The organism is Actinophytocola sp. NPDC049390 (assembly GCF_044466355.1).
GTDB lineage: Bacteria > Actinomycetota > Actinomycetes > Mycobacteriales > Pseudonocardiaceae > Actinophytocola.
The window spans coordinates 477695-503899 of the sequence record NZ_JBITMQ010000004.1 but is presented as its reverse complement, the minus strand read 5'-3'; the positions used below and the strand labels follow the sequence as shown (position 1 = coordinate 503899).

At 70.7% G+C, this 26205-nt stretch carries 29 protein-coding genes and 1 tRNA gene; 12 read left to right on the top strand and 18 right to left on the bottom strand.

Translation table 11 applies throughout. The annotated features are described in order from the left end of the window. Positions 1–113: 113 nt before the first annotated feature. From ACIBVP_RS16335 to ectA, 4 genes are read right to left on the bottom strand one after another with little or no spacing between them, the layout of a single operon-like run. On the bottom strand, positions 114–974 hold the full coding sequence (locus ACIBVP_RS16335) for a phytanoyl-CoA dioxygenase family protein (RefSeq protein ID WP_396106921.1): 861 nt from the start codon (positions 972–974) through the stop codon (positions 114–116). Continuing rightward, entirely contained in the window at positions 971–1369 is a 399-nt protein-coding gene (locus ACIBVP_RS16330; protein WP_396106920.1) for an ectoine synthase, read from the bottom strand. The genes ACIBVP_RS16335 and ACIBVP_RS16330 overlap by 4 nt, the downstream gene beginning before the upstream one ends. A 16-nt stretch (positions 1370–1385) precedes the next feature. Further along, a complete protein-coding gene (gene ectB / locus ACIBVP_RS16325) occupies positions 1386–2636 on the bottom strand; it encodes a diaminobutyrate--2-oxoglutarate transaminase (RefSeq protein ID WP_396106919.1) in 1251 nt (416 codons plus the stop codon). 38 nt (positions 2637–2674) lie between these two features. Then, the gene (ectA, locus tag ACIBVP_RS16320; protein ID WP_396106918.1) at positions 2675–3163 is read right to left on the bottom strand and encodes a diaminobutyrate acetyltransferase; all 489 of its coding nucleotides are present in this window, start codon (positions 3161–3163) and stop codon (positions 2675–2677) included. 145 nt (positions 3164–3308) lie between these two features. Between ectA and ACIBVP_RS16315 the strand changes: the two genes are divergently transcribed. Further along, complete coding sequence (locus ACIBVP_RS16315) at positions 3309–3956, top strand: response regulator (protein WP_396106917.1); 648 nt, start codon at positions 3309–3311, stop codon at positions 3954–3956. 186 nt (positions 3957–4142) lie between these two features. On the opposite strand, the gene ACIBVP_RS16310 is transcribed toward ACIBVP_RS16315, so the two are convergent. Beyond that, positions 4143–5786, bottom strand: a complete 1644-nt coding sequence (locus ACIBVP_RS16310) for a GAF domain-containing sensor histidine kinase (protein WP_396106916.1) — start codon at positions 5784–5786, stop codon at positions 4143–4145. 332 nt (positions 5787–6118) lie between these two features. Between ACIBVP_RS16310 and ACIBVP_RS16305 the strand changes: the two genes are divergently transcribed. Beyond that, positions 6119–6517 carry a pyridoxamine 5'-phosphate oxidase family protein gene (locus ACIBVP_RS16305; protein WP_396106915.1) on the top strand — a complete coding sequence of 133 codons (399 nt, stop codon included), beginning with the start codon at positions 6119–6121 and terminating at the stop codon, positions 6515–6517. A 7-nt stretch (positions 6518–6524) separates the two neighbouring features. Here the strand turns inward: ACIBVP_RS16305 and ACIBVP_RS16300 are convergent, their stop codons facing one another. From ACIBVP_RS16300 to ACIBVP_RS16290, 3 genes are read right to left on the bottom strand one after another with little or no spacing between them, the layout of a single operon-like run. Beyond that, a complete protein-coding gene (locus tag ACIBVP_RS16300; protein WP_396106914.1) occupies positions 6525–6917 on the bottom strand; it encodes a hypothetical protein in 393 nt (130 codons plus the stop codon). A 23-nt stretch (positions 6918–6940) separates the two neighbouring features. Next, entirely contained in the window at positions 6941–7708 is a 768-nt protein-coding gene (locus ACIBVP_RS16295) for a 2-keto-4-pentenoate hydratase (protein ID WP_396106913.1), read from the bottom strand. After that, complete coding sequence (locus ACIBVP_RS16290; RefSeq protein WP_396106912.1) at positions 7627–8568, bottom strand: DMT family transporter; 942 nt, start codon at positions 8566–8568, stop codon at positions 7627–7629. The genes ACIBVP_RS16295 and ACIBVP_RS16290 overlap by 82 nt, the downstream gene beginning before the upstream one ends. A 37-nt stretch (positions 8569–8605) precedes the next feature. On the opposite strand from ACIBVP_RS16290, the gene ACIBVP_RS16285 reads away from it, so the two are divergent. Both ACIBVP_RS16285 and ACIBVP_RS16280 read left to right on the top strand, forming a co-directional pair. After that, entirely contained in the window at positions 8606–9166 is a 561-nt protein-coding gene (locus ACIBVP_RS16285; protein WP_396106911.1) for a TetR/AcrR family transcriptional regulator, read from the top strand. A gap of 4 nt (positions 9167–9170) precedes the next feature. Then, a complete protein-coding gene (locus ACIBVP_RS16280) occupies positions 9171–9758 on the top strand; it encodes a DJ-1/PfpI family protein (protein ID WP_396106910.1) in 588 nt (195 codons plus the stop codon). A 7-nt stretch (positions 9759–9765) separates the two neighbouring features. Here ACIBVP_RS16280 and ACIBVP_RS16275 read toward each other — a convergent pair whose 3' ends face one another. Both ACIBVP_RS16275 and ACIBVP_RS16270 read right to left on the bottom strand, forming a co-directional pair. Further along, positions 9766–10203 (bottom strand): RpiB/LacA/LacB family sugar-phosphate isomerase, encoded by a 438-nt coding sequence (locus ACIBVP_RS16275; protein ID WP_396106909.1) that lies wholly within the window; start codon positions 10201–10203, stop codon positions 9766–9768. Continuing rightward, a complete protein-coding gene (locus tag ACIBVP_RS16270) occupies positions 10200–10706 on the bottom strand; it encodes a GNAT family N-acetyltransferase (protein WP_396106908.1) in 507 nt (168 codons plus the stop codon). The genes ACIBVP_RS16275 and ACIBVP_RS16270 overlap by 4 nt, the downstream gene beginning before the upstream one ends. Before the next feature lie 101 nt (positions 10707–10807). On the opposite strand from ACIBVP_RS16270, the gene ACIBVP_RS16265 reads away from it, so the two are divergent. After that, on the top strand, positions 10808–11191 hold the full coding sequence (locus ACIBVP_RS16265; RefSeq protein WP_396106907.1) for an SSI family serine proteinase inhibitor: 384 nt from the start codon (positions 10808–10810) through the stop codon (positions 11189–11191). Here the strand turns inward: ACIBVP_RS16265 and ACIBVP_RS16260 are convergent. After that, entirely contained in the window at positions 11188–12348 is a 1161-nt protein-coding gene (locus tag ACIBVP_RS16260) for an AMP-binding protein (RefSeq protein WP_396106906.1), read from the bottom strand. The genes ACIBVP_RS16265 and ACIBVP_RS16260 overlap by 4 nt on opposite strands. Positions 12349–12434: 86 nt before the next feature. Beyond that, positions 12435–12932 carry a metallophosphoesterase family protein gene (locus ACIBVP_RS16255; protein WP_396106905.1) on the bottom strand — a complete coding sequence of 166 codons (498 nt, stop codon included), beginning with the start codon at positions 12930–12932 and terminating at the stop codon, positions 12435–12437. A gap of 24 nt (positions 12933–12956) precedes the next feature. Between ACIBVP_RS16255 and ACIBVP_RS16250 the strand changes: the two genes are divergently transcribed. Next, positions 12957–13310, top strand: coding sequence for an ArsR/SmtB family transcription factor (locus ACIBVP_RS16250; protein ID WP_396106904.1), 354 nt, complete (start codon positions 12957–12959; stop codon positions 13308–13310). A 23-nt stretch (positions 13311–13333) separates the two neighbouring features. On the opposite strand, the gene ACIBVP_RS16245 is transcribed toward ACIBVP_RS16250, so the two are convergent. Further along, entirely contained in the window at positions 13334–14599 is a 1266-nt protein-coding gene (locus ACIBVP_RS16245; protein WP_396106941.1) for a cytochrome P450, read from the bottom strand. A 151-nt stretch (positions 14600–14750) separates the two neighbouring features. Between ACIBVP_RS16245 and ACIBVP_RS16240 the strand changes: the two genes are divergently transcribed. Further along, a complete protein-coding gene (locus ACIBVP_RS16240) occupies positions 14751–15566 on the top strand; it encodes a class I SAM-dependent methyltransferase (protein WP_396106903.1) in 816 nt (271 codons plus the stop codon). Between the two features lie 47 nt (positions 15567–15613). Here ACIBVP_RS16240 and ACIBVP_RS16235 read toward each other — a convergent pair whose 3' ends face one another. From ACIBVP_RS16235 to ACIBVP_RS16215, 5 genes are all read right to left on the bottom strand, one after another. Further along, positions 15614–16828, bottom strand: coding sequence for an RNA polymerase sigma factor (locus ACIBVP_RS16235; protein WP_396106902.1), 1215 nt, complete (start codon positions 16826–16828; stop codon positions 15614–15616). Then, the gene (locus ACIBVP_RS16230) at positions 16825–17190 is read right to left on the bottom strand and encodes a YciI family protein (protein ID WP_396106901.1); all 366 of its coding nucleotides are present in this window, start codon (positions 17188–17190) and stop codon (positions 16825–16827) included. The genes ACIBVP_RS16235 and ACIBVP_RS16230 overlap by 4 nt, the downstream gene beginning before the upstream one ends. Positions 17191–17301: 111 nt before the next feature. Then, positions 17302–17799 (bottom strand): peptidoglycan-binding protein, encoded by a 498-nt coding sequence (locus ACIBVP_RS16225; RefSeq protein WP_396106900.1) that lies wholly within the window; start codon positions 17797–17799, stop codon positions 17302–17304. A gap of 438 nt (positions 17800–18237) precedes the next feature. Beyond that, a tRNA-Thr gene (locus tag ACIBVP_RS16220) sits at positions 18238–18310 on the bottom strand. 39 nt (positions 18311–18349) lie between these two features. Next, positions 18350–19762 carry a threonine/serine exporter ThrE family protein gene (locus ACIBVP_RS16215; protein ID WP_396106899.1) on the bottom strand — a complete coding sequence of 471 codons (1413 nt, stop codon included), beginning with the start codon at positions 19760–19762 and terminating at the stop codon, positions 18350–18352. 110 nt (positions 19763–19872) lie between these two features. On the opposite strand from ACIBVP_RS16215, the gene ACIBVP_RS16210 reads away from it, so the two are divergent. The 5 genes from ACIBVP_RS16210 to ACIBVP_RS16190 all read left to right on the top strand — a co-directional run bounded on the left by ACIBVP_RS16210 (position 19873) and on the right by ACIBVP_RS16190 (position 26202). Continuing rightward, on the top strand, positions 19873–20286 hold the full coding sequence (locus ACIBVP_RS16210) for an OsmC family protein (protein ID WP_396106898.1): 414 nt from the start codon (positions 19873–19875) through the stop codon (positions 20284–20286). Between the two features lie 102 nt (positions 20287–20388). After that, positions 20389–21846: a trehalose-6-phosphate synthase gene (locus tag ACIBVP_RS16205; RefSeq protein WP_396106897.1), complete on the top strand. Its 1458-nt coding sequence runs from the start codon at positions 20389–20391 to the stop codon at positions 21844–21846. Positions 21847–21988: 142 nt separating this feature from the next. Continuing rightward, positions 21989–24517: a trehalose-phosphatase gene (otsB, locus tag ACIBVP_RS16200; RefSeq protein WP_396106896.1), complete on the top strand. Its 2529-nt coding sequence runs from the start codon at positions 21989–21991 to the stop codon at positions 24515–24517. 40 nt (positions 24518–24557) lie between these two features. After that, the gene (locus tag ACIBVP_RS16195) at positions 24558–25160 is read left to right on the top strand and encodes an RNA polymerase sigma factor (RefSeq protein WP_396106895.1); all 603 of its coding nucleotides are present in this window, start codon (positions 24558–24560) and stop codon (positions 25158–25160) included. Then, positions 25153–26202, top strand: a complete 1050-nt coding sequence (locus ACIBVP_RS16190) for a CU044_5270 family protein (RefSeq protein ID WP_396106894.1) — start codon at positions 25153–25155, stop codon at positions 26200–26202. The genes ACIBVP_RS16195 and ACIBVP_RS16190 overlap by 8 nt, the downstream gene beginning before the upstream one ends. Positions 26203–26205: the final 3 nt, after the last annotated feature.

Here is a 26205-nt window from a genome sequence, read left to right as displayed (position 1 = left end):
CGTCGCCACCCGGTTCGACAAACTCGCCGTCCGCTACGAAGCCACCGTCCACATCGCCACGATCAACGAATGGCTCTAACCCACTTCGATACAGGCCCTAGTGGTGTCGAAGGCTAACGGTGCAGGGGCGTCACGTCACGGTTGGCGATGAACGACGGGCGTGGCTCCCCACCCGCGAACGGCGGGCACAACCGGTTCTCCACGGAGGAGAACACGACGTGGATGTTGGTCTGCGGGAACGGGGTGATGTTGTCGGCGGACCCCTGCATGAGGTTCGCGTCGAACACCAGCACCGAGCCCTCCGCGTCGGTGAACCGTTCGATGCCGTAGGCGGTGCCGAGCGACTCCAGGTGCTCCTTGCCCGGCACGCCGTCCGACCCGGCCGCGGTGGGGACGAACGTGCGGTGGCTGCCCGGCATCGCCATCAGCTCGCCGGTCAGCTCCTGCTGCCCGGACAGCGGGATCGCCACGTCCACCGCACGCGGACACGGCATGCCGTCCTCGGCGTGCCACGTCTCGAAGGGCGAGTGCCAGTACGCGCCCTTGCCGCGGAACGCGGGCAGGTACTCGACGCGCGACTGGTGGATGTAGACGTCGGAGCCGAGGATCTGCCGGGCCCGGTCGAGCACCCTCGGGTCCACGACCAGCTCGGCGACCAGCTCGCTGACCGCGTGCACCTCGTAGATCACGCTGACGTCGCCGTCGTCGGTGTGTTCCGTGCGGTCCGCCGCGGCGAGCGCGGTGTCCGTCGCGAGCCGGTCCAGCTCGTCGCGGTAGGCGGCCACCTCGGCCTGGCTGAACAGGTCGTGGTGGACCGAGAAGCCCTTGGCGTGGTGGGCGGCCACGGTGGCGCGGTCTATCGGGCCCGCGCCGGTGAAGTCCCAGACGCTGGGGTCTGTGCGGTCGATCAGTCCCGGGTCGCCGTCGATCCTCGTGGGATACCGGTCGACGACCGCGGTGGCGGTGAGCGTCATGCGCTCTTCTCCTCCACGATCAGTGGGTAGACACCGTTCTCGTCGTGCACCTCGCGCCCGGTCACCGGCGGGTTGAACACGCAGACGGTGCGCATGTCGGTCCTGGGGCGCAGCTGGTGGTGGTCGTGGTCGTTCAGCAGGTAGAGGCTGCCGGGCCGCAGCTGGTGGATCTCACCGCTGCCCTTGTCCAGCAGTTCGCCCTCGCCCTCGACGACGAACACCGCCTCGATGTGGTTGGCGTACCAGAAGTCGTTGACCGTGCCCGCGTACAGCGTGGTCTCGTGCACCGAGAAACCGACGCCCTCCTTGGCGAGCACGATCCGTTTGCTTCTCCAGTTCGGTGTCTTGATGTCCCGGTCGGTGTCGTCCAGGTCCCCGACGTTCCTGACGATCATGTGATTCGTGCCTCCCCTATTCGCACACCGCGTGGACCGCGTCGGACAGCAGGTCCAGTCCCTTGGCCAACTCGTCGTCGGTGATCGTGAGCGGCGGCATGGCCTTCGCGACCTCGCCGTCGGGGCCGGAGGTCTCCATCAGCAGACCGCGCTCGAACGCGGCACGGCAGACCTTGCCCGCGACGTCGCCGGACTCGAACGCGAGCCCGCGTGCCAGGCCGCGGCCCTTGGCGTGCATCGGCGTGCCGGGGTGCTGCTCGGCCAGCTCGGTCATGACGCGGCCGATCTGCTCGCCCTTCGCGAGCGTGCTCTTCTCCAGCTTGTCGTCGGCCCAGTACGTGCGGATCGCCTCGCTGGCGGCGACGAACGCGGGGCTGATGCCGCGGAACGTGCCGTTGTGCTCGCCCGGCTCCCACACGTCCAGCTCCGGCTTGAGCAACGTCATGGCGAGCGGCAGCCCGAACGCGCCGATCGACTTCGACAGGCACACGATGTCCGGGACGATGCCCGCGGACTCGAAGCTGAAGAACGGGCCGGTGCGGCCGCAGCCCATCTGCACGTCATCGACGATCAGCAGCATGTCGTGGCGTTTGCACAGGTCAGCGAGGCCACGCAGCCACTCGTCGCGGGCCGCGTTGATGCCGCCCTCGCCCTGCACGGTCTCGACGATCACGGCGGCGGGCTCGTTGAGGCCCGAGCCGGGGTCGTCGAGCAGCCGCTCGAACCAGAGGAAGTCCTCGACCTGACCGTCGAGGTAGTTGTCGTACGGCATCGGCGTGGCGTGGACCAGCGGGATGCCGGCCCCGCCGCGTTTCATCGAGTTGCCGGTGACCGAGAGGGCACCGAGCGTCATGCCGTGGAAGGCGTTGGTGAAGTTGATGATCGACTCACGGCCGGTGACCTTGCGGGCCAGCTTGAGCGCGGCCTCGACGGCGTTCGCACCGGCGGGGCCGGGGAACATGATCTTGTAGTCGAGGTTCCTCGGCTTCATCACCACGTCGGTGAAGGTCTCGAGGAACTCGCGCTTGGCGACGGTCTGCATGTCCAGCGCGTGCACGACGCCGTCGCGCTGGAGGTAGTCGATGACGGCCTTCTTGAGCACCGGGTTGTTGTGCCCGTAGTTCAGCGCCCCCGCGCCGGCGAAGAAGTCCAGGTATGCGTTGCCGTCCTCGTCGTGCAGCCACGATCCGGTGGCCCGATCGAACACGACCGGCCAGCCGCGGCAGTAGCTGCGCACCTCGGATTCGACGGTCTCGAATACGTTCACTGTTCTCCTGTTTCCCCGAAATTCGTGTTCTCCGCGCGTTATGCCGCGCGAGCGTCCTGGAACGGCCCGATCCGGTACAGGACTTCGGTTTCATGGTCGTCCGGGAACTCGCTCTCCGCGAACTCACCGGCGACGCTCATCTCGGCACCCCACCGGTCGGCGAGCGAGCGGAACAGCGCGTTGGACGGCTCGTTGTCCGGCGTGATGGTGGTCTCCACGCGCCGGGCGCCGGTTCTGCGTACGAGGGCGTCGAGCAGCGCGGCGGCCGTACCTCTGCCTCGTTGACCGGCGTCGACCGCGATCTGCCACACGACAACGGTGTCGGGCGCCTTGGGCCGACGGTACCCGATGACGAAGCCCACCACTTCGTCGTCGACCCGCGCGACCGCGGAGGTGTCCGCGAAATCGTGGCACCACAACAGATACGCGTAGGATGAGTTCAGATCGAGCTTTCCGGAATCACGTGCGATTCTCCAGATTGCCGCTCCGTCCTTTTTGGACGGACTGTCGATGACTCGTTCCGACATACTCAAGGAACGTAACAGAGAATTTTCACGGGCTCAGATGCACGAATGCAATACTCGTACCTCACCTGGGGAATCATGATTTTTAGTGTGATGAGATCCACGACAATGTTGCGATCAAGATGATATATCTGATATATAGCGGCTGGTGAGCAGCATCAGGATCTTCCTGGTCGACGACCACGAGATCGTCCGCCGCGGCGTGGCGGACCTCTTCGAGGACGAGCCCGACCTGGAGATCGTCGGCGAGGCGGCGACGGTGGCCGAGGCCCTGCGCCGCATTCCCTCCCACGACGTCGACGTGGCGGTACTGGACGTCCGCATGCCGGACGGCAACGGTGTCGAACTGTGCCGGGACCTGCGCTCCCAGTTACCGGACCTGCGGTGCCTGATCCTGACCTCGTACTCCGACGACGAGGCGCTGTTGAACGCGATCATGGCGGGCGCCTCGGGCTTCGTGCTCAAGCAGGTGCTGGGCAACGACCTGATCACCGCGGTCCGCAAGGTGGGCGCCGGTGAGTCCCTCCTGGACGCGAAGACCACCGAGGCGCTGATGAAGCGCATCCGCCAGGGCGAGTCGGACGGGCCGCTGGCGGGGCTGACCGACCAGGAACGGGCGGTGTTCGAACTGGTCGGCGAGGGTCTGACCAACCGCCAGATCGCGTCGCGGCTGTTTCTGGCGGAGAAGACGGTCAAGAACTACGTGTCGCACATACTGGCGAAGCTCGGCATGCAGCGACGCACGCAGGCGGCCGTGCTGGCCGCGGAGCTGAAGTCCCGCAAACCGGACCTGTGACGGTCGGGGCCCGGCCTCCGGCCCCCGGTCACCAGCGTACGGCCGGGCACCGACACAGAAGACCAGCTCAGCCAGGCCCTGTGGACAACCGGGGCCCCTGTGGACAACCCCGCCGGAACGCCCGCGAGCGGCCCGTCACTGTCGGTGGCGTCCGGTAGCGTGGTTCGAGGGGGCCGGCGGCCGCCCTCAGGCGCCCGTCAGCGGTACGCGCCACGTCAACCGCGTCCCGCCCTCCGGGCCGGGCACGACCACGGCCATCCCGCCGCACTTGCCCGCCCGCCGCTCCACCCCCAGCAGCCCGCTGCGCGCGACACCCGGCGGCATCCCCACCCCGTCGTCGACGACGTCGATGATCAGGTCGGCGCCCGCCTCGACCGTCACCACGATCGACGCCGCGTGGGAGTGGCGCACCGCGTTGCTGACGGCCTCCCCGAGAACGGCCGTCGCGTGGGCGGCCAGGGCCTCCGGGACCAGGGTGTCGACCGCGCCCGAGATGCGGACCGACGGTGTGACGTCCGAGTCCGCCGACAGCTCCTCCACGATGTCCAGCATCCGCCGCCGCAGGCTGGACGAGGCGTCCGTCCCCGTGGTGTGCAGGTCGAAGATGGACGTCCGGATCTCGCGGACGGTCTCGTCGAGCTGCTCGACCGCCCGGCTGACGCGGCGCCGCACCGTCGGGTCGGTGATCCGCCGCACCGTCCCCTGCAGACTCATCCCGGTCGCGAACAGCCGCTGGATCACGTGGTCGTGCAGGTCACCGGCGATGCGGTCGCGGTCGGCGAGCACATCCAGCTGCCGTTGCGCACGGTGCTTCTCCGCCAGCTCCAGCGCGAACCCGGCCTGGTCCGCGAACGACGCCAGCAGCGGCACGTGTTCACGCGGGAACCGCTGCCCGCCGCGCACGCGCATGGCCAGCAGCGCGCCCGTCACCACGTTCCCCGCGCGCAACGGGACGGCGACGGCCGGGCCGAACGAGAGCCGCCACGTGGCAGGCACGATCGTGGACAGGTCGGCGATCATCTCCGGGCCCTGCATCTGGAACATGTCGGCGACCAGCGGCTCGTTCACCGGCAACGCCGTCCCGACCATCTCCGCGCCACCGTCGCCCGCGGCCGCGCGGACGACCACGCGGCCGCCGTCGGACAACAGCAGCAGTGCGCAGTCCGCGCCCGACAGCTCGCACGCCCGCAGCGCGATCAACGACAGCGCGTCCTGGCTGGAACCGCCGCCCAGCAGGTGCGAGCTGACCTCCCGCGACGCCGCCATGAACCGCTCGCGCAGCCGCGACTCCTCGAACAGCCGCGCGTTCTCCACCGCGACACCCGCCGCCGCGGCGAGCCCCTTGAGCACGATCTCGTCGTCCTCGGTGAACTCGCCGTCGTCGGCGCGCTTCTCGGTCAGGTACAGGTTGCCGAACACCTCGCCGCGGACGCGGATCGGCTCGCCGAGCACCCGGCGCCGCGACTGGGCGGACAGTTCCCCGATCGGGTGCGGGTTTTCCAGCACGACGCCCCGCCGCGCGTCGTCGTCCGTGCCCACGTAGACGAACTCCGACAGCAGCTCCTGCTGGTCCGTGCCCACGACGCCGAGCGCGCCGTACCGAGCGTCGACCAGCTCGACGGCCGTCCGCACGATACGGTTCAGCGTGCCCTCCAGCTCCAGTCCGGCCCCGACCGCGACGACCGCGTCGAGCAGGCCCTGGAGCCGGTACCGCGACTTCGCGCTCTCGGTTAGGCGTGCCTGCACGTCGAACAGACCGTCGAGCGGGCGTGCCTCGGGAGGCGTCGTCGCGTCGGCGGGCTGGTGCGCCCGGGCGGACTCAGCTGACATGGCAACCCCGGCAGGTCCGTTGGATCGGCAAACGGGCTATCGGTCGGATGCGACGGTGTGTTACTCACTGTATTTCCCGTCTCCTCCGCGCGGGGTAGGCCACCTGGGCGATCTTGGCCCGCGACCTCCTGTTACCCCGGTTCCGGCCACCGCGCGAACACTCAGCGTGTCCACCCGGGACGGTACCGGAACGGCTACCACCAGGAGCCACTCGCAAACGGCGGCAGACGGACAGAGGCGAAAGTCCCTACGGCTTTCAGGTGCTTGGGCTCTTGCGCCGCGCGCCCGGCGGCCTGATGCTTCCGCCCTGAGGGGCCGTAGGAGGTGTACGCGTGGCTGACCAGCAGCCGCGGCTTGCCGAGATGACACGCGCGGAGTCCTTGCGCCTGCTCGGCGCCGCGCCGTTCGGCCGGATCGTCTACACCGTCCGCGCCCTGCCCGCGATCGTGCCGGTCCGGCACCTGGTCGAGAACGGGATGGTCGTCGTGCGCAGCCACGTCAGCGGTGACTGCGCGGGCTCGGTCGTCGCGTTCCAGGCGGACGGGACCGTCCCGGAGCACCTGCTCGGCTGGAGCGTCACGGTCACCGGCGTGGCCAGGCGGATCGTCGACGCCGACGAGATCCAGCACTACGAGTCGGTGCTCACGCCGCTCGTGGAGATGGGGAACGTCGAGGTCATCCGCATCTTCCCGGAGATCGTCACCGGCTACCGGCTCGTCTCGGACGGCTGACCGACGGTCAACCGACGGTGGCCTCCACGCTGCCGAGCCTGCCGACGCTCGCGACGAGCACGTCGCCCGGCCGCACCTCGCCGACCGACGCGAGCGGCGGCGTCACCACGATGTCGCCCGCCCGCAACGACCCGAGCGCGGCGACCGCCGCCGCCGGGTGTCCGTGCGCGCCGCCCGCGGCGGTCGCGACCACCTCGCCGCCGCGTTCGAGCACCACCCCGAGCAACCGCAGGTCGGCGGCCGGGACCGGCACCGGACCGCCGAGCACGTGCCGGTCCCCCGTCACGAGGGCCGGGCACAACGCCCGCGTCGCGGCGAGGACGTCCCACACCGTGCCGTCGTCCACATCGGACCCGAGCACGAACGCGATGGCGGCGGCCGCGGGACCTTGTTCAAGCACACCAGGGGAAAACCGCGTCGCGTTCATGACACCACCCGCACCGTGACCGCACCCAGCACGTCGAACTCCGCCCGGAACACGTCCCCCACCTCCATGGGCACCGCCGCGTGCAGCGCGCCGGTCATGACCAGGTGCCCCGGCTCCAGCCCGACGCCGACCTCGCCGAGCGTGTTCGCGAGCCACGCCACCACCAGCAGCGGGTCGCCGAGCGCGGCCGCACCGGCACCGGTGTCGATGACGGACCCATTGCGGGACAACACCATCCCCACCACCCGAGCGTCCACATCGGACAACGGAACCAACCGGCCGGACGTCGCGACCGCGCCGTTCGACGCGAGGTCGCCGATGGTGTCGGCGAGCCCGATCCGCCAGTCCTCGATGCGCGAGTCCACGATCTCCACCGCGGCGGCCACCCCGGCGACGGCCCGCGCCGCGTCGAGGACGCCCACCCCGGGCCCGCGCAGCGGCTCGCCGAGCACGAACACGATCTCGGCCTCGATCTTGGGCTGGATGTACCGGCTCATCGGCACCGCGGCGCCCGACGCGTACACGGTGGACGCCAGGACAGGGCCGTAGTCCGGCGAGTCCATGCCGATCAGCCGCTGCATGGGCTTCGACGTGAGCCCGACCTTGTGCCCGACGATCCGGTCGCCGTCCGCGAGCAGGAGTTTCACCAGCTCCTGCTGGACCGCGTACCCGTCGGCCGCGGTCAGACCTTCGCCGAAGGGCGGGATGGGGACCCGGCTTCGCCGTGCCTCGTAGAGCTGTCGTGCCGTGACGAGCGGATCCATCTCACCTTCCCCGGTCGGGCGAGTACCAGCCACACGGCCGCCGCGCAGCCGGCCAGCCCGGCCACGGTGGTCCACGCGACCGGCTCGCCGAACATCAGCAGCGCCCACACCATCGTGGTGGGCGGCGTCAGGAAGAGCAACGTGCTGACGCCGGTCGCGCCGAGCGCGCGCAGTGTGAGCAGGTAGCAGCCGTAGCCGCCGAACGTGGACAGCACGACCACCCACACGACGGCCCACCAGAACCCCGGCGTCATCGGCGGCGCGAGCCTGCCGGTGACGGCGGCGGCCGCCACGAACACCCCGCACGAGGTCAGGCAGTGGACCGTGAGCTGGTCCCACGGCGAGGTCGGCAGCGCCCACCGCCGCTCGAGCAGCGTGCCCGCCGACAGCGCGAGCATGCCGCCGACGACCAGCAGGTAGCCGAGCACGTGGCCGCCGCCGTCCAGGTCACCGGCGACCACGACCGCGACGGCCGCCAGCCCGGTGACGAGCCCGGCCCACTGCCGCGGCCGCACCGCCACCCCCAGCACCGGCCCGGACAGCGCGCCGACGACGAGCGGCTGCATCACCGCGATCAGCGCCGCGATCCCGGCGGGCACGCCGAGCCCGACGCCGGTCACCACACCGGCGAGGTACAGGGCCTGGCACAGCAGGCCCAGCAGCGCCTGCCGCCGCGCCTCGAACGCCGTGAGCCGCGGCCGCCGCACGACCGCGATCAGCCCGACCAGGACCGCGACCACGACGTAACGCCAGGCCAGGAGCGTGTCGGCGGCGGCGTGCGCGGTGCCGAGCCGCGCCCCGACGAACCCGCTGCTCCACATCACGACAAGCCCGGAGGCGGCGACCGCGGTGTGTCTCATGCGGACAGGTAAACATACAGGTCGGTATACTGTCAGTGTGCTGTCCCGACCGATGACCCCCGCGGGCGAGCGCCTGCTCGCCACCGCGAGCGAGCTGTTCTACCACCGCGGCATCCACGCCGTCGGCGTCGACCTCATCGCGGAACGCGCGGGCACCACCAAGAAGACGCTGTACGACCGGTTCGGCTCCAAGGACAACCTGGTCGCGCTGTACCTGCGGACGCGGTTCGAGCGGTGGCGGGCGTTCGTGGACGAGCGGCTGGCGGCCGTCGAACCGGGCCCTGGCCGGGTGCTGGCCGCGTTCGACGTGCTCGAGGAATGGCTCGCGGCCAACCGGTGCGGTTGCGCGTTCGTCAACGCCAACGCGGAGATCGGCCGCACCGACCACCCCGGGGTCGCCGTGATCCACGCGGAGAAGCAGTGGATGCGGGCGCGCTACGAGGAGCTGGCCCGCGAGGCCGGGCTGCCGACGGCACTGGGCACGCACCTGCACCTGCTGCACGAGGGCGCGATCGTGGCGCTGACGGCGGGCGGCCAGGAGGACGCGGTCGCCAACGCGAGATCAGCGGCCGGGGAGTTGCTCGCCGCAGCAGGATGAACGGGTGCAGACCATCGGCATCCTCCTGTTCGACGACGTGGAAGAGCTGGACGCGATCGGCCCGTGGGAGGTGTTCTCCTGGTGGTGCGCACGGTTCCCGGACGACGGCTGGACGGTGACCACGTTCTCCCGCGACGGCGGGACCGTCCGCTGCGCCAAGGGTCTGCGGGTCCTCCCCGGCCACTCCTTCGACGACGTGCCTGCGCTGGACGTGCTGCTCTACCCGGGTGGCCGCGGCGCGCGGGCCAGGGTCGACGACGAGGCCGAGGTCGCGTGGATCCGTGACCAGCGCCCACGTGTGCCGCTGCTGGCCAGCGTGTGCACGGGCTCGCTCGTCTTCGCGCGGGCCGGGCTGCTCGCGGGCAGGCCCGCGACCACGCACTGGGCGTCGCTCGACCGGCTCGCGTCACTCGACCCGACGATCGACGTCCGCCACGACGACCGCTTCGTCGACGACGGCGACGTGGTCACCTCGGCGGGCATCTCGGCAGGCATCGACATGGCACTGCACCTGGTCGCCCGGTTCGCGGGCACCGAGCGGGCCCGCGAGGTGCGGCGCGGCATCCAGTACGACCCGCGGCCCCCGGTGTGAGCCGCGGCTAGGCGATCTCGTCGACATGGGCGATGTTCGCGCGGTCGTCGGAGTCCTCGCTCGGTTCGCCCGCGAACCAGCCGTCGAGGATCTCCGTCAGCAGCGGTGCGCTGGTCAGTCGCAGCGAGAGGGCCAGCACGTTCGCGTCGTTCCACTTCCTGGCGCCGCGCGCGGTCTCCGCGTCCGCGCACAGGGCGGCACGCACGCCGGGCACCTTGTTCGCGGCGATCGACGCGCCCGTGCCGGTCCAGCAGCACACCACGGCCTGGTCGGCGCTGCCGTCGGCGACCGCGCGGGCGGCGGCCTCGCTCGCCCACGCCCAGTCGGCGCGCTCGTCCGGGTTGAGCGCGCCGTGCAGCACCGGCTCGCGGCCGCGGGTGCGCAGTTCCTCGACGAGGGCCTCGGCGACCCCGACCAGCTCGTCGGCGGCGACAGCGATTCTCATGCCTCGAGGCTACGGAACATGATGTGCAGGTCCACATAGCCCTTCGTCGCGTGCCGGAAGCCCTCCGGCAGTGTCGCGATGATCTCGAAACCCAGCGACCGCCACAGGTTCACCGCCGCCGTGTTGGTCGACACGACCGCGTTGAACTGCATGGAACGGAAGCCGTCCGCGCGGGCCTGGTCCAGCACGTGCCTGCCGAGCGCCCGGCCGACGCCCTTGCCGCCGTGCGCCGGGGACACCATGAAGCTCGCGTTCGCGATGTGCGATCCGGGTCCGAGGTGGTTCGGGCCGAACTTCGCGGTGCCGAGGACCTCGTCACCGTCCCCGTTGTTCTCGACCGCGACGACCGTCCGGTACGGCCGCGCCTGTGCCATCCACATGCCGCGCGCGACGTCCTCGGTCACGTCGGTCGGCCAGGTGTAGGTCTCCCCCGCGCGCACGATGTCCCGCAGGAACGGCCAGATCTTCGGCCAGTCCTCGGCAACCGCGTCCCTCATCTCCATGGCGGCCAGGCTAGAGAGATTCGGTGGCCGCGGTCCACACGATTGGGCGTTACCGACGAGTCAGCGTTCCCCCGCCCGACCAGGGCGTCCACTGTGGAGCCATGAACCGCACCCGTATCGGCGGCGCGCTGCTGGCCGTTGCCCTGCCGTTCGCGTTCACGGGCGTCGCCGGCGCGAGCGCCCCCACGTCCATCACCCTCACCGTCGGGGCGCCGGAGAGGGGCGGCGCGACGGTCGAGCTGGAGTGCCACCCGCCCGGCGGCTCGCACCCGAACGCCTGGTCCGCGTGCGTGGCGCTGCACCGCGCACACGGGGACTTCGACGCGCTGGCCGACCAGCAGGAGCCGGCGAGCTGCACCATGGAGTACCGGCCGGTCGTCGCACAGGCGCACGGCACGTGGCGCGGCAAGCCGGTCGAGTGGACCCGCGAGTTCGGCAACGACTGCACGCTGGAGACCGCGACCGGGTCGGTCTTCCGCTTCTAACGGGTGACGAGCACGGGCCGCGGCTCCACCAGGTGCAGCCCGCCGTTGTGCAGGAACCCGAGTTCGCCGGTCCGCAGGTAGTTCTGGGTCGATCCGCGCAGCCGCGCGCAGAAGGTCTGCTCGCTGGTCGCCGGCCGCCCCAGGTACCCGACCGCGACGTTCGGCCCCGCCACCCACACCTCGCCGGTCGTGCCCTCGGAGCAGCGGGTCGCGGTGAGCGGGTCGACGATCGCGACGTCCAGTTCGGACACCGCGCGGCCGCGGTCGACGAGTGCGGTGGCGCCCGGCTTCACGAGCCTGCCGGGTTCGAGCGTGTCCTCGTCGAAGCCGTTCACGGCGAGCCCGGGTCTGCCCGCGACGAGTGCCGTGGCCTCGGGTGACCAGTAGGCCGGGAACAACGCCGACCGGCGGAAACCGTGTCGTGCCAGGCGGTTCGCGAACCGGTCGAGCGTCGCGGGCCCGGCCCCGGTCACGGCGACGTCCCAGGTGGACAGGTCGAGCGCGGGGTACTCGCGGTCGTCGTGCCAGGCGTGGGCGAGGTCCGGCGCGAACCCGATCCGTGCTCGCCGCGCCGAGATCGTGTGCAACCAGGCGGCGGGTGACGCGTCCGCGGGCACGAGCGTGACCGGCGCGCCGACGAGCAGGGGCGCGAGCACCCCACCGACGAGCCCGAGGTCGCGGTAGGGCGACAGGTAGCTGACGACCCCGGTGTCGGGCCGCATACCGAGGTGCCGGACGAGTTGCGTCGCGCCGGCGACGAGGTTGCCGTGGGTGAGCATCACGCCGCGGACCGGCCCGGTGTCCGCGTACTGCAGCAGCGCGAGGGGGTCGCTGTCGAGGTCGGGCCGACACTGGTCCCGCGGGTCGCCGTCGAGCCCGGTGAGCTGCTCGACACCGGCGACACGGCCGATCGCGGCGGCGGGCTGGGCGTCGTCGACGATCTCGTCGAGCCGCGCCGAGGGCTCCGGCGACACGGGGACGGCGACCACGCCCGCGTGGAGGCAGCCGAGCAGGTGGGCGACGTAGTCGCCACCGGGCGGCAGCGCGACGAGCACGCGGTGCCCGGTGAGCCCGCGCCGGACGAGTGTCGCGCCGATCGCCCTGGCACGCGTGCCGAGCCCGGCAGGTGCCCCGGTGAGCAGGTCGACCAACGTCATGTCACACCTCTCCTCGGTCGAGTTCCGCTCGAACATGACATCGCGGGCTACTCGAACCGACCTCAAGAGGCGGTCAAGAGGTGTTGTCAGGTGACGGGAACGATGCGTGCGTCGAGCAGGACCCCGTCCTCGATGTCGAGGAGCCCGACCGTGCCGTGCGGCTGACGGCGCCGGTCGGTCGGCGATCCGGGGTTGAAGATCCGCACCCCGGCGCCGGTCACGTCCATCGGGATGTGCGAGTGCCCGAAGACCACGAGGTCGGCGTCCGGGAACCGGCGCCGCATGCGGGCGGGACGCCCGTCCGCCTGCCCACTGTCGTGGATCATCGCGACCCTGAGCCCGGCGAGGTCCAGCTCGAGCGTCTCGGGCGCGCCCCATGCGACGACGTCGGGCCCGTCGTTGTTACCGGCCACGACGTGCACGGGCGCGAAGGCGGCCAGCTCGTCGAGCACGCTCGGCACACACACGTCACCGGCGTGGAGGATGACGTCCGCGCCCGCGAGGTGCTCCGCGACGGCGGGCGGACAGGCCTTCCACCGGCGCGGTGCGTGCGTGTCGGCGAGCACGACGACTCTCAATTTCACTGTTCCCTTATATACGATGGCCGGGTGCATGCCTTCGACGTCCTCGGCGACCCGGTCCGCCGCCGAATCCTGGAGCTCCTGGCCGACGGCGAACGCGCCGCGGGCGAGGTGTCCTCGGTCGTCCAGGACGAGTTCGGCATTACCCAGCCCGCGGTGTCACAACACCTCAAGGTGCTCCGCGAGAACGGCTTCGCCACGGTCCGTGCCGTGGGCACCAGGCGCCTCTACGCGGTGGACCCTGAGCCGCTGCGGGAGGCCGACCAGTGGCTGTCCAACTTCCGCCGCTTCTGGACACCGCACCTCAGCGCCCTGGCCACGGAGCTCGCCCGCGGCAAACGAGCCCGCCGCATGGCTGCCGAGCAGGACGCCGAGGACTGACCACGCGAGCGGGAAGCCGCGCCTCAGTGCACCAGAACCGGGAGGGTGTCCACGCCGTAGACGATGCTGACCTTGCGGAAGGTCAGCTCGTCGGACGGGGTGGCCAGGCGCAGGTTCGGGAAGCGGCGGAGTAACGCCGGGTAGGCGGCGCGGAGTTCCATGCGGGCCAGCTCCGCACCGATGCACCGGTGGACGCCGTGCCCGAAGGCCAGGTGGGACGTCGGAGCGCGGTGCGGGTCCACCCGCTCCAGGCCCTCACCCAGCGCCGGGTCCCGGTCGGCGCCGGAGAGGGAGACGATCACCACGTCGCCCTTCTTGATCTCCCGGCCGCCCACCGTGATGTCCTCACGCGCGAAGCGGGGGAAGGCGACCTGGACGACCGTGAGGTAGCGCAGCACCTCCTCGACGAAGCCGTGGATGGCCGTGTCGTCGTCGTGGACCAGCTTGAACGTGTCGGGGTCCTGCAGCAGCACCAGCGCGCCCAGCGCCAGCATGCTGGCCGTCGTCTCGAAGCCGCCGGTCAGGACGCCGTCGGCCAGGCCGGCCAGCTCCTGGTCGCTGATCTCGTCGCCGTTTTCCTTGATCAGCTGGCCCAGCAGGCCGTCGCCGGGTTCGGCGCGCTGCTTCTTCACGACCTCGGTCAGGTAGGCGAGGGACTCGGAGATCGCGGAGAACGACGCGGTCGCGCCGCCGAACAGGTCGAAGCGGGCCATCGACAGGCGCTGGAAGTCGTCCCGGTCGTCGTACGGGACGCCGAGCAGCTCGCAGATCACCAGGCTCGGGATCGGCAGGGCGAAGTACTCGACCAGGTCGACCGGCCCGTCGACGGCGGCCATCGCGTCCAGCTGCTGGTCGATGATCTCCTGGATGCCCGGGGTCAGCCGCGACAGGCGGCGCATGGTGAACTCCGGGGTCAGCAGCTTGCGCAGCCGCGTGTGCTCCGGCGGGTCGGCGAACCCGAGACCGCCGGGGCTGTGACTCGCCGACGCCCCGTGCTCGCCGACGAGGTTCGCGAAGTCGTTGCTGTACGCCTTCGCGTTCCCGAGGACGGTCTTCGCCTCCTCGTAGCCCGTGACCAACCACACGTTCACACCGAACGGGATCGGCAGCTTGCTCACCGGTTCCGTCGCGCGTGCCTCCCCGAGCTCGGGCACCGGGTCCAGGCCGTCGCGCCGCAGCGGCATCAGCGCACTGTCCGGCAACAGCGCCATCTTCGACAGGTCGAAGCCCTTTTTGGATTGCCGCGCCAGGTACCAGCGCGTTGCCCAGGCCATGATCTTCGAGCGCATGCTCACCACGGCGAAACCCCCTTACTCCCGTACGCCAGCGAGAGTAGCCGCCCAGATGAGCGTCTCGCCGCGACGGCCCGACTGGTAAACGAACCGTCACCCGACGTACGATTTCACAAAGTTGTAAAAGTTCTGACGTGTGGAGATGTCGATGTCCGGGGTGCGCTTCACCGAGGACCAGTCAACGAACCTCGCCACCCTCTACGGGCGAGCGCTGGACGCGCGGGCCGCGCACCCCGTGCTCGGCGACCCGACGGCCGAGGACGCGGTGCGCCGCATCGACTACGACTTCGGCAAGTTCAAGATCGGCCGGGCCGAGGCGTTCGGCATCGCGTGCCGGGGCAAGGTGTTCGACCAGGCGGTCCGCGAGTTCGTCGCCGCCCACGAGGAGTCCACCGTCCTGCACCTCGGTGCGGGCATGGACAGCCGCGTGTTCCGGATCGACCCGCCGCCGACCGTGCGCTGGTACGACGTGGACTTCCCGGACGTGATCGACCTGCGCGCCCAGGTCTACCCCGAGCGTGCGAACACCACGGTGCTCCGCGCCTCGGTGACCGCACCCGGCTGGCTCGACCAGGTGCCCGCCGACCGGCCGACGCTGGTCGTCGCCGAGGGCCTGACCATGTACCTCGACCCCGAGGGCGGGTTCGAGCTGTTCCGTCGCGTCGTGGAGCGCTTCCCGTCCGGGGAGGTGTTCATCGACGCGTACAGCAAGCTCGGCATCCGCCTGCAGAAGACGAACTCCGTGGTGCGCCGCGCGAAGGCGACACTGCGGTGGGGGATCGACCCGGAGGACCTGGAGGAGGTCGGGCTGACGCTCTCCGCCGCCACGAACGCCGCGGGGTTCGTGCCGGAGGAGGACTGGCAGTACCTGCCCGCGGTTCAGCGCGTGCTCTACCGCGCGATGCTGCGGATCCCGGTGTTGCGCGACATGGGACGGACACTGCGGTACCGGTTCGGCTCATGAGAACGACGGTAGGGAAACCGTGCGGGGCGCGTAATGAGGAAGACCCCCTACTTACCCTGAGATTTTCCGCAGTCGCCGACTGTGGATCTCCGCAGTAGGTACTCGCGCTCGGGGATGCTGAACGTGCGTTTCGCCGCCATGCGGTAGTGCTCGCGGGCCTGCTCGTGCTCGCCGGCGAGGTCCAGCAGGTGCGCGCGGACGGCGTCGAGCCGGTAGTGCCCGGCGATGCGTTTGTCGTCGTCCAGCGCGGCCAGCAGCTCGAGCCCGGCCCGCGCCCCGTGGACCATGGCCGTGGCGATCGCGCGGTTCAGCGTCACCATCGGGTTCGGCGCCATCCGGTCCAGGATCTTGTACAGCACGAGGATCTGCGGCCAGTCGGTCTCCTCGGCGCTGGGCGCCTCGTCGTGGATGGCGGCGATCGCGGCCTGCAGCTGGTACGGGCCGGGCGCCGACGTGGCGAGGGTCTCGGAGACGAGCGCGACCCCCTCCTCGATCCGCGCCTGGTCCCAGCGGCCGCGGTCCTGCTCCTCGAGCGGCACCAGGGCGCCGTCCGGCGACGTGCGGGTGGCCCGGCGGGCGTCGGTGAGCAGCATCAACGCGAGCAGCCCGGTCACCTCGCCGTCGTCGGGCACGAGCCGCCGCACCTCGCGGGTCAGCCGTACCGCCTCGGCGGTCAGCTCGACCCGCTGCAGGTCGGGCCCGGAGGTGGCGTTGTAGCCCTCGTTGAAGATCAGGTAAAGCACGTGCAGCACCGCGGGCAGCCGCTCGGGGCCGTCCGGGAACCCCTTGCCCTTGATCTTCTGCTTGGCGCGGCTGATGCGCTGCGCCATCGTGGCCTCGGGCACGAAGAACGCGCTGGCGATCTCCGCGGTGGTGAGGCCGCCGACCGCCCGGAGCGTGAGCGCGACCTGCGAGGGCGCGGACAGCTCCGGGTGGCAGCACAGGAACAGCAGTTTCAGCGTGTCGTCGACGTGCCGGTTCAGGTCCTCGTCCGGCTCCGGCTGCGCCGAGACGGTCAGCTCCCGCTGCCGCCGCGCCGCCTCGCTGCGCCACTGGTCGGTGAGGCGGCGGCCGGCGACGGTGACGAGCCACCCGGCTGGTTCGGCGGGTATGCCCTGCTCAGGCCACTGGACCGACGCGGCGAGGAGCGCCTCCTGGACGGCGTCCTCGCACGCGTCGAACTGCCCGTGCCTGCGGACGAGCGTGCCGAGGACCCGCGGCGCGAGGCCGCGCAGCAGTTCCTCGACCTCGCGCTGTGTCACAGATCGGCACCCGCCGAGAACATGACGGGCCGGATCTCGATCGCGAGGCCGCCGAACTTGGTGTCGGGGATGAGCTTCGCGAGCTCGATCGCGCGTTCCTCGTTCTCGCAGTCGATCAGGTAGAAGCCGCCCATGAACTCCTTGGCTTCCAGGAACGGCCCGTCGGTGACGGCGGGCACGTCCCCGCCGCGGACGACCTTCGTGTTGGCCGGGTCGGCGAGCGCCTGGGTGAGGATGAACTCGCCGGACTCCTGGGTGGTCTTCATGAACTCGCCGTGGCCGTCCATGATCGCCGTCTTCTCCTCCTCGGACAGCGCCTCGAGGACGGCGGGGTTGACCTGCATGATCAGCAAGTACTTCACGGTGTACTCCTCGTGTGTCGGGCGCCCGTCCCGGGCGCGGTTCGACAGGGAGTCGGAGCCGCGTCCGGGATCTCGACATCCCCCGGCGAGGAATCTAGGCGAAGTTCTCCGTCAGCACCCCCAGCTGCCGCTGACGGAGATCACCTCGTCCAGCGCGGCCCACGTCTTCGGGCCGACGATCCCGCTCGCCCTGATGCCCGCGCGCCGCTGGAAATCGCGCACGGCTTTCTGCAGCGGGGCGTCGTAGACACCCCGGGCGGCGCCACCGAAAATGTCCTGCCCGTAGTACGGGTGAACGCGCATGAGCATGCCGCCGAGCACCCGCACCTCGTATTCGTTGCGCTCTCCCGGCTGAATTCCGAAAGCGGGCTCGCCCATGAAATTGGTGGTGGCGATCTTGGGCAGGCTCCCGACGAGCGCGTGCCAGGTCTTCGAGCCGACGATGCCGCTGGCCCTGATGCCGTGCCCGCGCTGGAAGGACTGCACGGCACGCAGCGTGTTGCTGCCGTAGTACCCCGTACCCCGCAGGTACTCGTAACCCGCGTTGCGCAGCCGCAGCTGCAGCGCGAGCACGTGCCGCCCGCTGTCGCCCCTGTTCACCTGGGGCATCCGGGCAGCGAGCGCGTCCGACCGAGCCTCCCCGGCCGGGCAGGCCATGGCCACCCCGGGCTGAACAACGTTGACAACCCCGGTAATCCCCCCGGTGAAAACCGCGACCAGCGCAGCACCAACCACAAACTTCTTCATAGATTTCGTCTCCCCAGAAAAAAGGACCCACCCCGGATCCCACACAAGAAGAGACGGCCAAGCACAAAGAAGGTTGGTAACACCCAGATAACAACCCACAAGCAACCACCGAACGAGGGACCCCCGACCGAGGAGAACCCCGGACCGAGGCCCATGCGGAGGGAGCGAAGCTCCCAAACGCCCCCGAACCACGCTGGGTCAGGCGCCACCCGCACCTGGGGGGTTTGGGGGGCTCGGCCCCCCAATACGACGCGAGACACCCAGGCGAGCGCCCCCCGCGAGCATGGATATGCGGTGTCGAGCCGGTGGCGGGACTCGAACCCGGAACCTTTCGCTTACAAGGCGAGTGCTCTGCCAATTGAGCTACACCGGCGTGGCCGCCGGAGCGACCAGGGACAATCCTAGGACACGGTCATTCGAGGCGGCGCTTCGTGGGGCGGAGTGGTCCGGCGAGCCGGGGCCCGGAGATGCGGCGTTCGAGCCGTCCGAGCCCGTACCGGACGGGCTGCGCGAGGTACTCGCCGAGCACGACGCCCGCGGCCAGCGCCAACGCGATGGAGGTGGCCACCATCAGTGTCGAGAGCCCGGCGTTGCTGCGTTCGACGGCCATCTCGAACAGCGCGCGGTAGATGGTGAGGCCGGGCAGCAGCGGCACCATCCCGGCGACGGCGATCACCAGCGGTGGGATCCGCAGGCGCCGGGAGATCACGCCACCGGCGAAACCGATCACGGTCGCGGCGACGGCGGACGCGACGATGATGCCGACCCCGGCGAGGACCAGGGCGCTGTACCCGATCGCGCCGGCGGCGCCCGCGATCCCGGCCACGACGACGGCACGCGGTGTCGCGTAGCTGGCCAGCGCGAACAACGCCGCGGCCGCGCCGCCCGCCGCGGTCTGCAGGGGCAGGCGGAGGATGGACGGGGGCAGCGGTTCGGCGAGCGGCACCGACGGCAGGCCCAGCTGGACGGCGACGTTCAGCGCGATGACGACGCCGGCGATGAGGCCCGCGGTCATCAGCGACACCTCGACGGTGCGGCCCGCGGCGGTGACGTTGTACCCGGTGATGGCGTCCTGCACGGTCGACACGAACGACAGTCCCGACAGCAGCACGGTGATGGCGGCGGCGACCATGAGGGTCGGCCGGACGGACTCGGGCAGCATGCCGGAGGCGACGATGGCGACCGCGAAGCCGGTGGCCATCGCGCCGCCGACCATCTGCTGGAAGAAGAACGGCAGGGCCCGCTTGTTCAGCAGCCTGCCGAGCCGGTCGATGATCGCGGTGATGATCGCCGCGAACAGGGCAACGAGGGCGTCGCCGCCGATGAGGATGGCGATCGCGGCGGCCATGCCCGCGTAGGCGGCGGTGGCGAGCCAGCGCGGGTACGGGTGGGGGGCGCTGGTGATCCGGTCCAGTTCGGTGTGGGCGTCGCGGGCGGTGATGTGGCCGCGGGTGATGTCCCTGACCAGCCGTTCGACCAGCGCGAGCCGCGTGTAGTCGAGGCTGCGGGAGCGGACGACACGCAGCGACGTGACGGGGGGCAGGTCGACGCCGCGGTGGCAGGCGACGGTGATCGAGGTGAAGATCACGTCCACCTCGCAGTGCGGCATGCCGTAGGCGCCGGTGACGGCGATGATCGTGGCCGTCGCGTCGGACGCGCCCGCCCCGGAGGACATCTGGACCTCGCCGATCCGCAGCGCGAGATCCAGTACGAAGTGGACAGTCGACTCCGAGGGCAGCGCGGGGCCCTGGACCCCGCCGACGGGTTGCTCGAGGCGTTCCCACCTGCCGAGATCCCGTTCCCGCGCGGACCTGTTCCGCCACACGACTCCACTCACCTCCACGGTCTTTTCCACGCTATCCCGGGGCGTATCGAACTGCTCGGGATCGCCGTTAGGCGAAGTACGCGTGGCGTGCACCACGTACCGTTGCGGGCATGGCGGACACCTTCAGGTCGGTGCGGATCGAGCGCGTCTCGACCGGTGAGTACGTGGTGCACAACGCGCGGGGCGGCACGCTGCCCGTCGGCGGTGACGCGTTCAGCCCGGTCGAGTTGCTGTTGGCGGCGATCGGCACGTGCACGGCGATCGACACGGACACGGTCACGAGCAGGCGCGCGGAACCGGAGCACTTCACGATCACGGTCAGTGGCGACAAGGTCACCGATCCCGAGCAGGGCAACCGGATGACCAACCTGTCCGTCACGTTCGACATCGCGTTCCCGGAGGGTCCGGAGGGTGACGAGGCGCGCAAGCTCCTGCCACGCACCGTGAAGCTGTCGCACGACAAGCTGTGCACGGTCAGCCGCACGGTCGAACTGGGCACCGAGGTGTCGACCACGCTGGTCTGATCGGTGGAAAACCCTGTGTGACCGCGCACTTCCCAGCACCCACGCCGGGGCGATGCCGACTAATCTCGAAGGTTGACGCGTTTCGAGGGAGGCACGCTCGGCGTGAGCAGTGACAGCACTGAGATCACCAACAGTGGCGGAGCCGATTTCATCGTGGTCGCGAACCGGTTGCCGGTCGACCTCGAGCGGCTGCCGGACGGCACGGAGCGGTGGAAGCACAGCCCTGGCGGGTTGGTGAGCGCGCTCGCCCCCTTCCTCCAGCGCAACAGCGGCGCCTGGGTCGGGTGGCCGGGTGTGCCGGACGCGGTGGTCGACAAGTTCTCCGACGACGGCATCTGGCTGCACCCGGTGACGCTCTCCGCGGACGACGTTCGCGACTACTACGAGGGTTTCTCCAACGGCACGCTGTGGCCGCTGTACCACGACGTGGTCGCGACCCCGGTGTTCGACCGCGGCTGGTGGGACGCCTACGTGCGCGTGAACCGAAGATTCGCGGACGAGACCGCCAAGATCGCAGGCGACGGCGCGATCGTGTGGGTGCAGGACTACCAGCTGCAACTCGTTCCCGCGATGCTCCGGGAACAGCGGCCCGACCTGCGCATCGGCTTCTTCCTGCACATCCCGTTCCCGCCGACGGAGCTGTTCATGCAGCTGCCGTGGCGCGCGGAGATCATCCGCGGCCTGCTCGGCGCGGACCTCGTCGGCTTCCACCGGCCCGGCGGCGCGCAGAACTACCTGTGGCTCGCCCGGCGGCTGATCGGTCTCGAGCCCAGCCGTGGCGCGGTCGGTGTCCGGACCAGGCCCGGTGTGGTGCAGGTCGGTGACCGGTCGGTGCGCGTGGGCGCGTTCCCGATCTCGATCGACGCGTCCGGTCTGGACGCGATGGCCCGCAGCCGCGAGGTCATCCAGCGGGCGCGCCAGATCCGCGCCGACCTCGGCAACCCGCGCAAGATCATCCTGGGTGTGGACCGGCTCGACTACACCAAGGGCATCGACGTGCGCCTGTACGCGCTGCAAGAGCTGCTCGCCGAGGGCCGCATCGACCCGTCCGAGGTCGTGATGGTGCAGCTCGCCACCCCGAGCCGGGAGCGGGTCGAGCACTACCAGCGGATGCGTGGCGAGATCGAGCAGGTGGTCAGCCGCATCAACGGCGAGTTCGCCCGCGTCGGCCACCCGGTCGTGCACTACCTGCACCAGTCGGTGGACCGCAAGGAGCTGTCCGCCTTCTTCTCGGCGGCCGACGTCATGCTCGTCACGCCGGTCCGCGACGGCATGAACCTGGTCTGCAAGGAGTACGTGGCCTGCCGCCACGACCTGGGCGGCGCGCTGGTGCTGAGCGAGTTCGCGGGTGCCGCGTCCGAGCTGACCAGCGCGTTCCTGGTGAACCCGCACGACCTGGACGGTGTGAAGAACGCCATGGTGGCGGCGCTGGAGCTCGACCCCGCCGAGGGCAGGCGGCGGATGCGGGCACTGCGCAGGCAGGTGCTCACCCACGACGTGGACCGCTGGGCACGGTCCTTCCTGGACGCTCTCCAACCGCAGCAGGAACAGCTCATCTAGCGGAAACGGCCACCTCAGGACACGCGGGTCCGGTACGTATGGACGGGCGATACAGTTCGGCTCTGCCGCTGTGTGCCACCCTGACGCGACACCGCAAGTCGCACACACCCCCTTCGCCAGAGAGTCGAAGACGACCGTGACCATGACCGCTGAAGCTCTGCCTGCCGAGCTCCGCAGGGCCATCGTGCAGATCGCACGCACGCCACGTCTCCTGGTGGCCTGCGACTACGACGGCACGCTCGCGCCCATCGTCGAGAACCCGGACGAGGCGCGTCCCATGACCGAGTCGGTCGGGGCGCTGCGCTCGCTCGCGGGCCTGCACGAGACCACCACCGCCGTGATCTCGGGGCGCGCGCTGCGCGACCTCGCGACGCTGTCCCGCCTGCCCGCCGAGGTGCACCTGGTCGGCAGCCACGGGTCGGAGTTCGACATCGGCTTCGTGCACGCGCTCGACGACGAGGCCAAGACGCTGCACCGGCGCCTCGAGACGGAGCTGGAACGGATCACCGACGACACCGCCGGGGTCCAGCTGGAGATCAAGCCGGCCAGCATCGCCGTGCACACCCGCCGCGCGGAGGCCGACGTGGCGGAGCGGGTGAACGAGCAGGTCCGCCAGGGGCCCTGCACCTGGGATGGGGTGCAGGTCACCGAGGGCAAGGCGGTCATCGAGCTGGCTGTCGTGCAGACCGACAAGGGCCGGGCGCTGGACGTGCTGCGCCACCAGGTCGGGGCGACGGCCGCGGTGTTCGTCGGCGACGACGTGACCGACGAGAAGGCGTTCGCCCGGCTGTCCGGTCCGGACCTGGGCGTGAAGGTGGGCGACGGCGAGACGCTCGCCGGGTTCCGCATCGTCGACCCGGTGCAGGTCGGCATGGTGCTGGCGTTCCTGCTGGAGGAGCGCCGCAACTGGCTGTACGGCGAGCAGGCGCCGCCGATCGAGCGCCTGACCATGCTCGCGAGCGAGCGTTCGGTCGCGCTGCTGACCCCGGACGCGCGCCTGACGTGGCTGTGCCACCCGGAGCCGGACTCGGCGGCGGTGTTCGCCGACCTGCTGGGCGGTCCGTCGGCCGGGCACTTCTCGATCACCCCGGAGCGCGGCGGCCTGCCGCTGGGCCAGCGCTACCTGCCGGGCACGATGAACGTCGAGACCCGCTGGTCTGGTCTGCTGGTCACCGACTACCTGGACCACTACGCGTTCGCGCACCGCACCGACCTGGTGCGCGTCGTCTCCGGCACCGCGCCCGCCGTGGTCGAGTTCGCGCCGCGGCCGGAGTTCGCGCAGGTGCAGGTGCGGCTGATCCCGTCGGCCGACGGCCTGCGCGTGCTGGGCACGTCCGACCCGGTCTCGCTGCGCGCACCCGGCGTGGCCTGGGAGATCACCTCCGACGGCATGCACGACACGGCCCGCGCGGTGGTCACGCCGACCGCCGACGCGCCGATCGTGCTCGAACTGCGTTGCGGTACGAACGACCTGGATCCGCACGAGGTGCCGGAGGAGGAGCGGCGTGCCCGGGCCGCCGCGTACTGGAGCGAGTGGCTCGACGGCCTGACGCTGCCGCCGGTGGAGAAGGACCTGGTGGCCCGGTCGGCGCTGACGCTGCGCGGCCTGTGCCACAACGAGACCGGCGCGATCATGGCCGCGGCGACCACGTCGCTGCCGGAGGAGATCGGCGGCATCCGCAACTGGGACTACCGCTACTGCTGGCTTCGTGACGGCGCCATGACCGCGAAGGCGCTGGTCTCGGTGGGTTCGACGGCCGAGGCGGAGAGGTTCCTCGGCTGGCTGCACGGCGTGCTCACCACGCTGCCCGGCCCGGAGCTGCTGCACCCGCTGTACACGATCGCGGGCACCACGCTGCCCGCCGAGGCCGTGATCGACACGCTCCCCGGGTACGCGGGGTCACGCCCGGTGCGTGTCGGCAACCTGGCGAACCAGCAGGTGCAGCTGGACGTGTTCGGCCCGGTCGTGGATCTGGTGGCCGCGCTGTCCGAGGCACGCGGGAAGCTCACCGACGACGACTGGCGCATGGTGAACGCGATGGCCGAGGCCGTCGCGCGGCGCTGGCACGAGCCCGACCACGGCATCTGGGAGGAGCGGCACCGACCGCGCCACCACGTGTACTCGAAGGTCATGTGCTGGCTGACGATCGACCGGGCCGTGAAGCTCGCGGAGGCCTACGGCCGTGAGGTCGACCCGACGTGGCCGGGACTGCGCGACGAGATCGCGCACGACGTGCTGACCAACGGCTGGAACGACGAGGTCCGCTCGTTCACCACCGCCTACGACGGCACCGACCTGGACGCGGCGACCCTGCTGATCGGCATGGTCGGCCTGCTCGACCCGACCGACGAGCGGTTCCACGCGACGGTCACCGCCACCGAGGCGGAGCTGCGCAGCGGGTCGACGGTGTACCGCTACCACCGCGACGACGGCCTGCCGGGCGACGAGGGCGGCTTCCACCTGTGCGCCGCGTGGATGATCGAGGCGTACCTGCTGACCGGCCGCCGCACCGAGGCGGAGGATCTGTTCGCGCAGATCGTCGACGCCGCGGGCCCGACCGGCCTGCTGCCGGAGGAGTACGACCCGATCGCGGAGCGCTCGCTGGGCAACCACCCGCAGGCGTACTCGCACCTCGGCCTGATCAGGTGCGCGCAGCTGTTGTCTGAATGAACGCGGTCCGGGTCGTCGGGCAACACCATGTGTGACGACGATGACCCGCGAGCAGGCCGACAAGCCACCGCCGGCTGACAAGGACCGCCCATACCTGGGCGGGCCGGAACCGGCGGTGGAGTTCGGTCGGCTCTTCGACACCTACGCCCGCCCGCTGCACCGCTACCTTGCGCGCCGCATCGGCCAGGACGCCGCGCACGACCTCGTCAGCGAGACGTTCCTCGTCGCGCTGAACCAACGGCACAGCTACGACCCGAGACGGGGCGTGGTGCGGTCCTGGCTGTACGGCATCGCGACGAACCTCCTGCGTAGGCAGGTCCGCCAGGAAGTGCGGGCACTGCAGGCCATCGCGCGCTCAGCAGGCCATGCGCCCGGTCAGGAGGCGAGCCACGAGTCCAGGGTGGCCGACCGCCTGGACGCGGCCGACACGGCCGCCGGCCTGGCGGGTGCGCTGGCCGCGCTGTCCGAAGGCGACCGCGACGTACTGCTGCTCACCTCGTGGGCCGGGCTCGACTCGACCGAGGTGGCCGACGCACTCGGCATCCCCGTGGGCACCGTGCGGTCCCGCCTGCACCGGGTGCGCAAAGGACTGCGCACCAGCGCCCCCAACCCCGTGATCAGTGAGGAGGACGGCAATGCCTGAGCAGGACAACATCCGGAACGTGTGGTCGGAGGACGAACTGGAACGGGCGCTGGCCGTGCTCCGCCCAGCCGAGGACGGCGACGAGCGCGTCTTCGCGCGTACGAAGGCGGACCTGCTGGCGGCGGCCGGTACCCCCGAACCCACTCCCAGAACCGCGCCCGCGCCCCATCGACGAAGGCGGTGGGGGTGGGCGGCCGCGGTGGGCACGGTCGCGGCAGTCGTCACCGGCATCCTGGTGGTACAGACCGCTCAGCCCAACGGTCACCTCCCGAGCGCGGCGGCCGAGCAACTCAACGCGGCGGCCGAAAAGCTCGACACGGTCGACGAGCCGCTGGCTCCCGGCGAGTACCGCTACGTCGCGACACACGCGTGGTGGCTGTCGGCCGTGGTCGCGGAGGACGAGCAGTACGCGTTCCTCACGGAGCAGCTGGTGGAGGTGTGGGTTCCCGCCGACGACAGTCAGGAGTGGCTGGACCGCAGCCGCGAGACCGGCGCCTACAAGTGGGTGTCCGGGGACGAGGAGGCAGCGAAAGAAGCCGGCCTCCTGCCCAGGCCTGGCAAGCCAGTGAGCGGCTCACGCCCCCTGTGCGACGGCGGGGAGTGCGGCTGGCAGAACCCGAGTCATGAGTTCCTGGCGTCACTGCCGAGGGACGCGACCGCCTTGTACGACCGCCTGCGCGCCGACACCAGGGGCAAAGGCAACGACCCAGACCTGGAGATGGTCGTGTACGTGGCGGACGTGCTGCGCAGCGGCATGGTCCCGGCGGACCTGCGCGCCGCGCTGTACCGCGCCCTGGCGCTGGTACCGACCCTGGAGATCACCGAGGAGGTCGCGAACCTCGACGGTGCGAAGGGCACCGCCTACGGCGTCAGCGCGCATGGCCAACGCCACGACGTGATCATCGACCCGAGGACGGGCGAGTTCATCGGCGAACGCGAGGTCACCGAGGACGGCAACTCCCTCGTCCCGCCGAACACGGTCACGTCATACACATCGGTCACCACCGGGGTGGCGCCGAAGATCGGCGTCCTCCCGAACTGAGGT

What these genes read in the sequence shown, in the direction of transcription:
- ACIBVP_RS16335 (WP_396106921.1), bottom strand. Translation starts at nt 974, where the DNA reads ATGACGCTCACCGCCACCGCGGTCGTCGACCGGTATCCCACGAGGATC.
- ACIBVP_RS16330 (WP_396106920.1), bottom strand. Translation starts at nt 1,369, where the DNA reads ATGATCGTCAGGAACGTCGGGGACCTGGACGACACCGACCGGGACATC.
- ectA (WP_396106918.1), bottom strand. Translation starts at nt 3,163, where the DNA reads ATGTCGGAACGAGTCATCGACAGTCCGTCCAAAAAGGACGGAGCGGCA.
- ACIBVP_RS16310 (WP_396106916.1), bottom strand. Translation starts at nt 5,786, where the DNA reads ATGTCAGCTGAGTCCGCCCGGGCGCACCAGCCCGCCGACGCGACGACG.
- ACIBVP_RS16295 (WP_396106913.1), bottom strand. Translation starts at nt 7,708, where the DNA reads ATGGATCCGCTCGTCACGGCACGACAGCTCTACGAGGCACGGCGAAGC.
- ACIBVP_RS16290 (WP_396106912.1), bottom strand. Translation starts at nt 8,568, where the DNA reads ATGAGACACACCGCGGTCGCCGCCTCCGGGCTTGTCGTGATGTGGAGC.
- ACIBVP_RS16275 (WP_396106909.1), bottom strand. Translation starts at nt 10,203, where the DNA reads ATGAGAATCGCTGTCGCCGCCGACGAGCTGGTCGGGGTCGCCGAGGCC.
- ACIBVP_RS16270 (WP_396106908.1), bottom strand. Translation starts at nt 10,706, where the DNA reads ATGGAGATGAGGGACGCGGTTGCCGAGGACTGGCCGAAGATCTGGCCG.
- ACIBVP_RS16265 (WP_396106907.1), top strand. Translation starts at nt 10,808, where the DNA reads ATGAACCGCACCCGTATCGGCGGCGCGCTGCTGGCCGTTGCCCTGCCG.
- ACIBVP_RS16260 (WP_396106906.1), bottom strand. Translation starts at nt 12,348, where the DNA reads ATGACGTTGGTCGACCTGCTCACCGGGGCACCTGCCGGGCTCGGCACG.
- ACIBVP_RS16245 (WP_396106941.1), bottom strand. Translation starts at nt 14,599, where the DNA reads ATGCGCTCGAAGATCATGGCCTGGGCAACGCGCTGGTACCTGGCGCGG.
- ACIBVP_RS16240 (WP_396106903.1), top strand. Translation starts at nt 14,751, where the DNA reads ATGTCCGGGGTGCGCTTCACCGAGGACCAGTCAACGAACCTCGCCACC.
- ACIBVP_RS16225 (WP_396106900.1), bottom strand. Translation starts at nt 17,799, where the DNA reads ATGCCCCAGGTGAACAGGGGCGACAGCGGGCGGCACGTGCTCGCGCTG.
- ACIBVP_RS16210 (WP_396106898.1), top strand. Translation starts at nt 19,873, where the DNA reads ATGGCGGACACCTTCAGGTCGGTGCGGATCGAGCGCGTCTCGACCGGT.
- otsB (WP_396106896.1), top strand. Translation starts at nt 21,989, where the DNA reads ATGACCGCTGAAGCTCTGCCTGCCGAGCTCCGCAGGGCCATCGTGCAG.
- ACIBVP_RS16195 (WP_396106895.1), top strand. Translation starts at nt 24,558, where the DNA reads ATGACCCGCGAGCAGGCCGACAAGCCACCGCCGGCTGACAAGGACCGC.
- ACIBVP_RS16190 (WP_396106894.1), top strand. Translation starts at nt 25,153, where the DNA reads ATGCCTGAGCAGGACAACATCCGGAACGTGTGGTCGGAGGACGAACTG.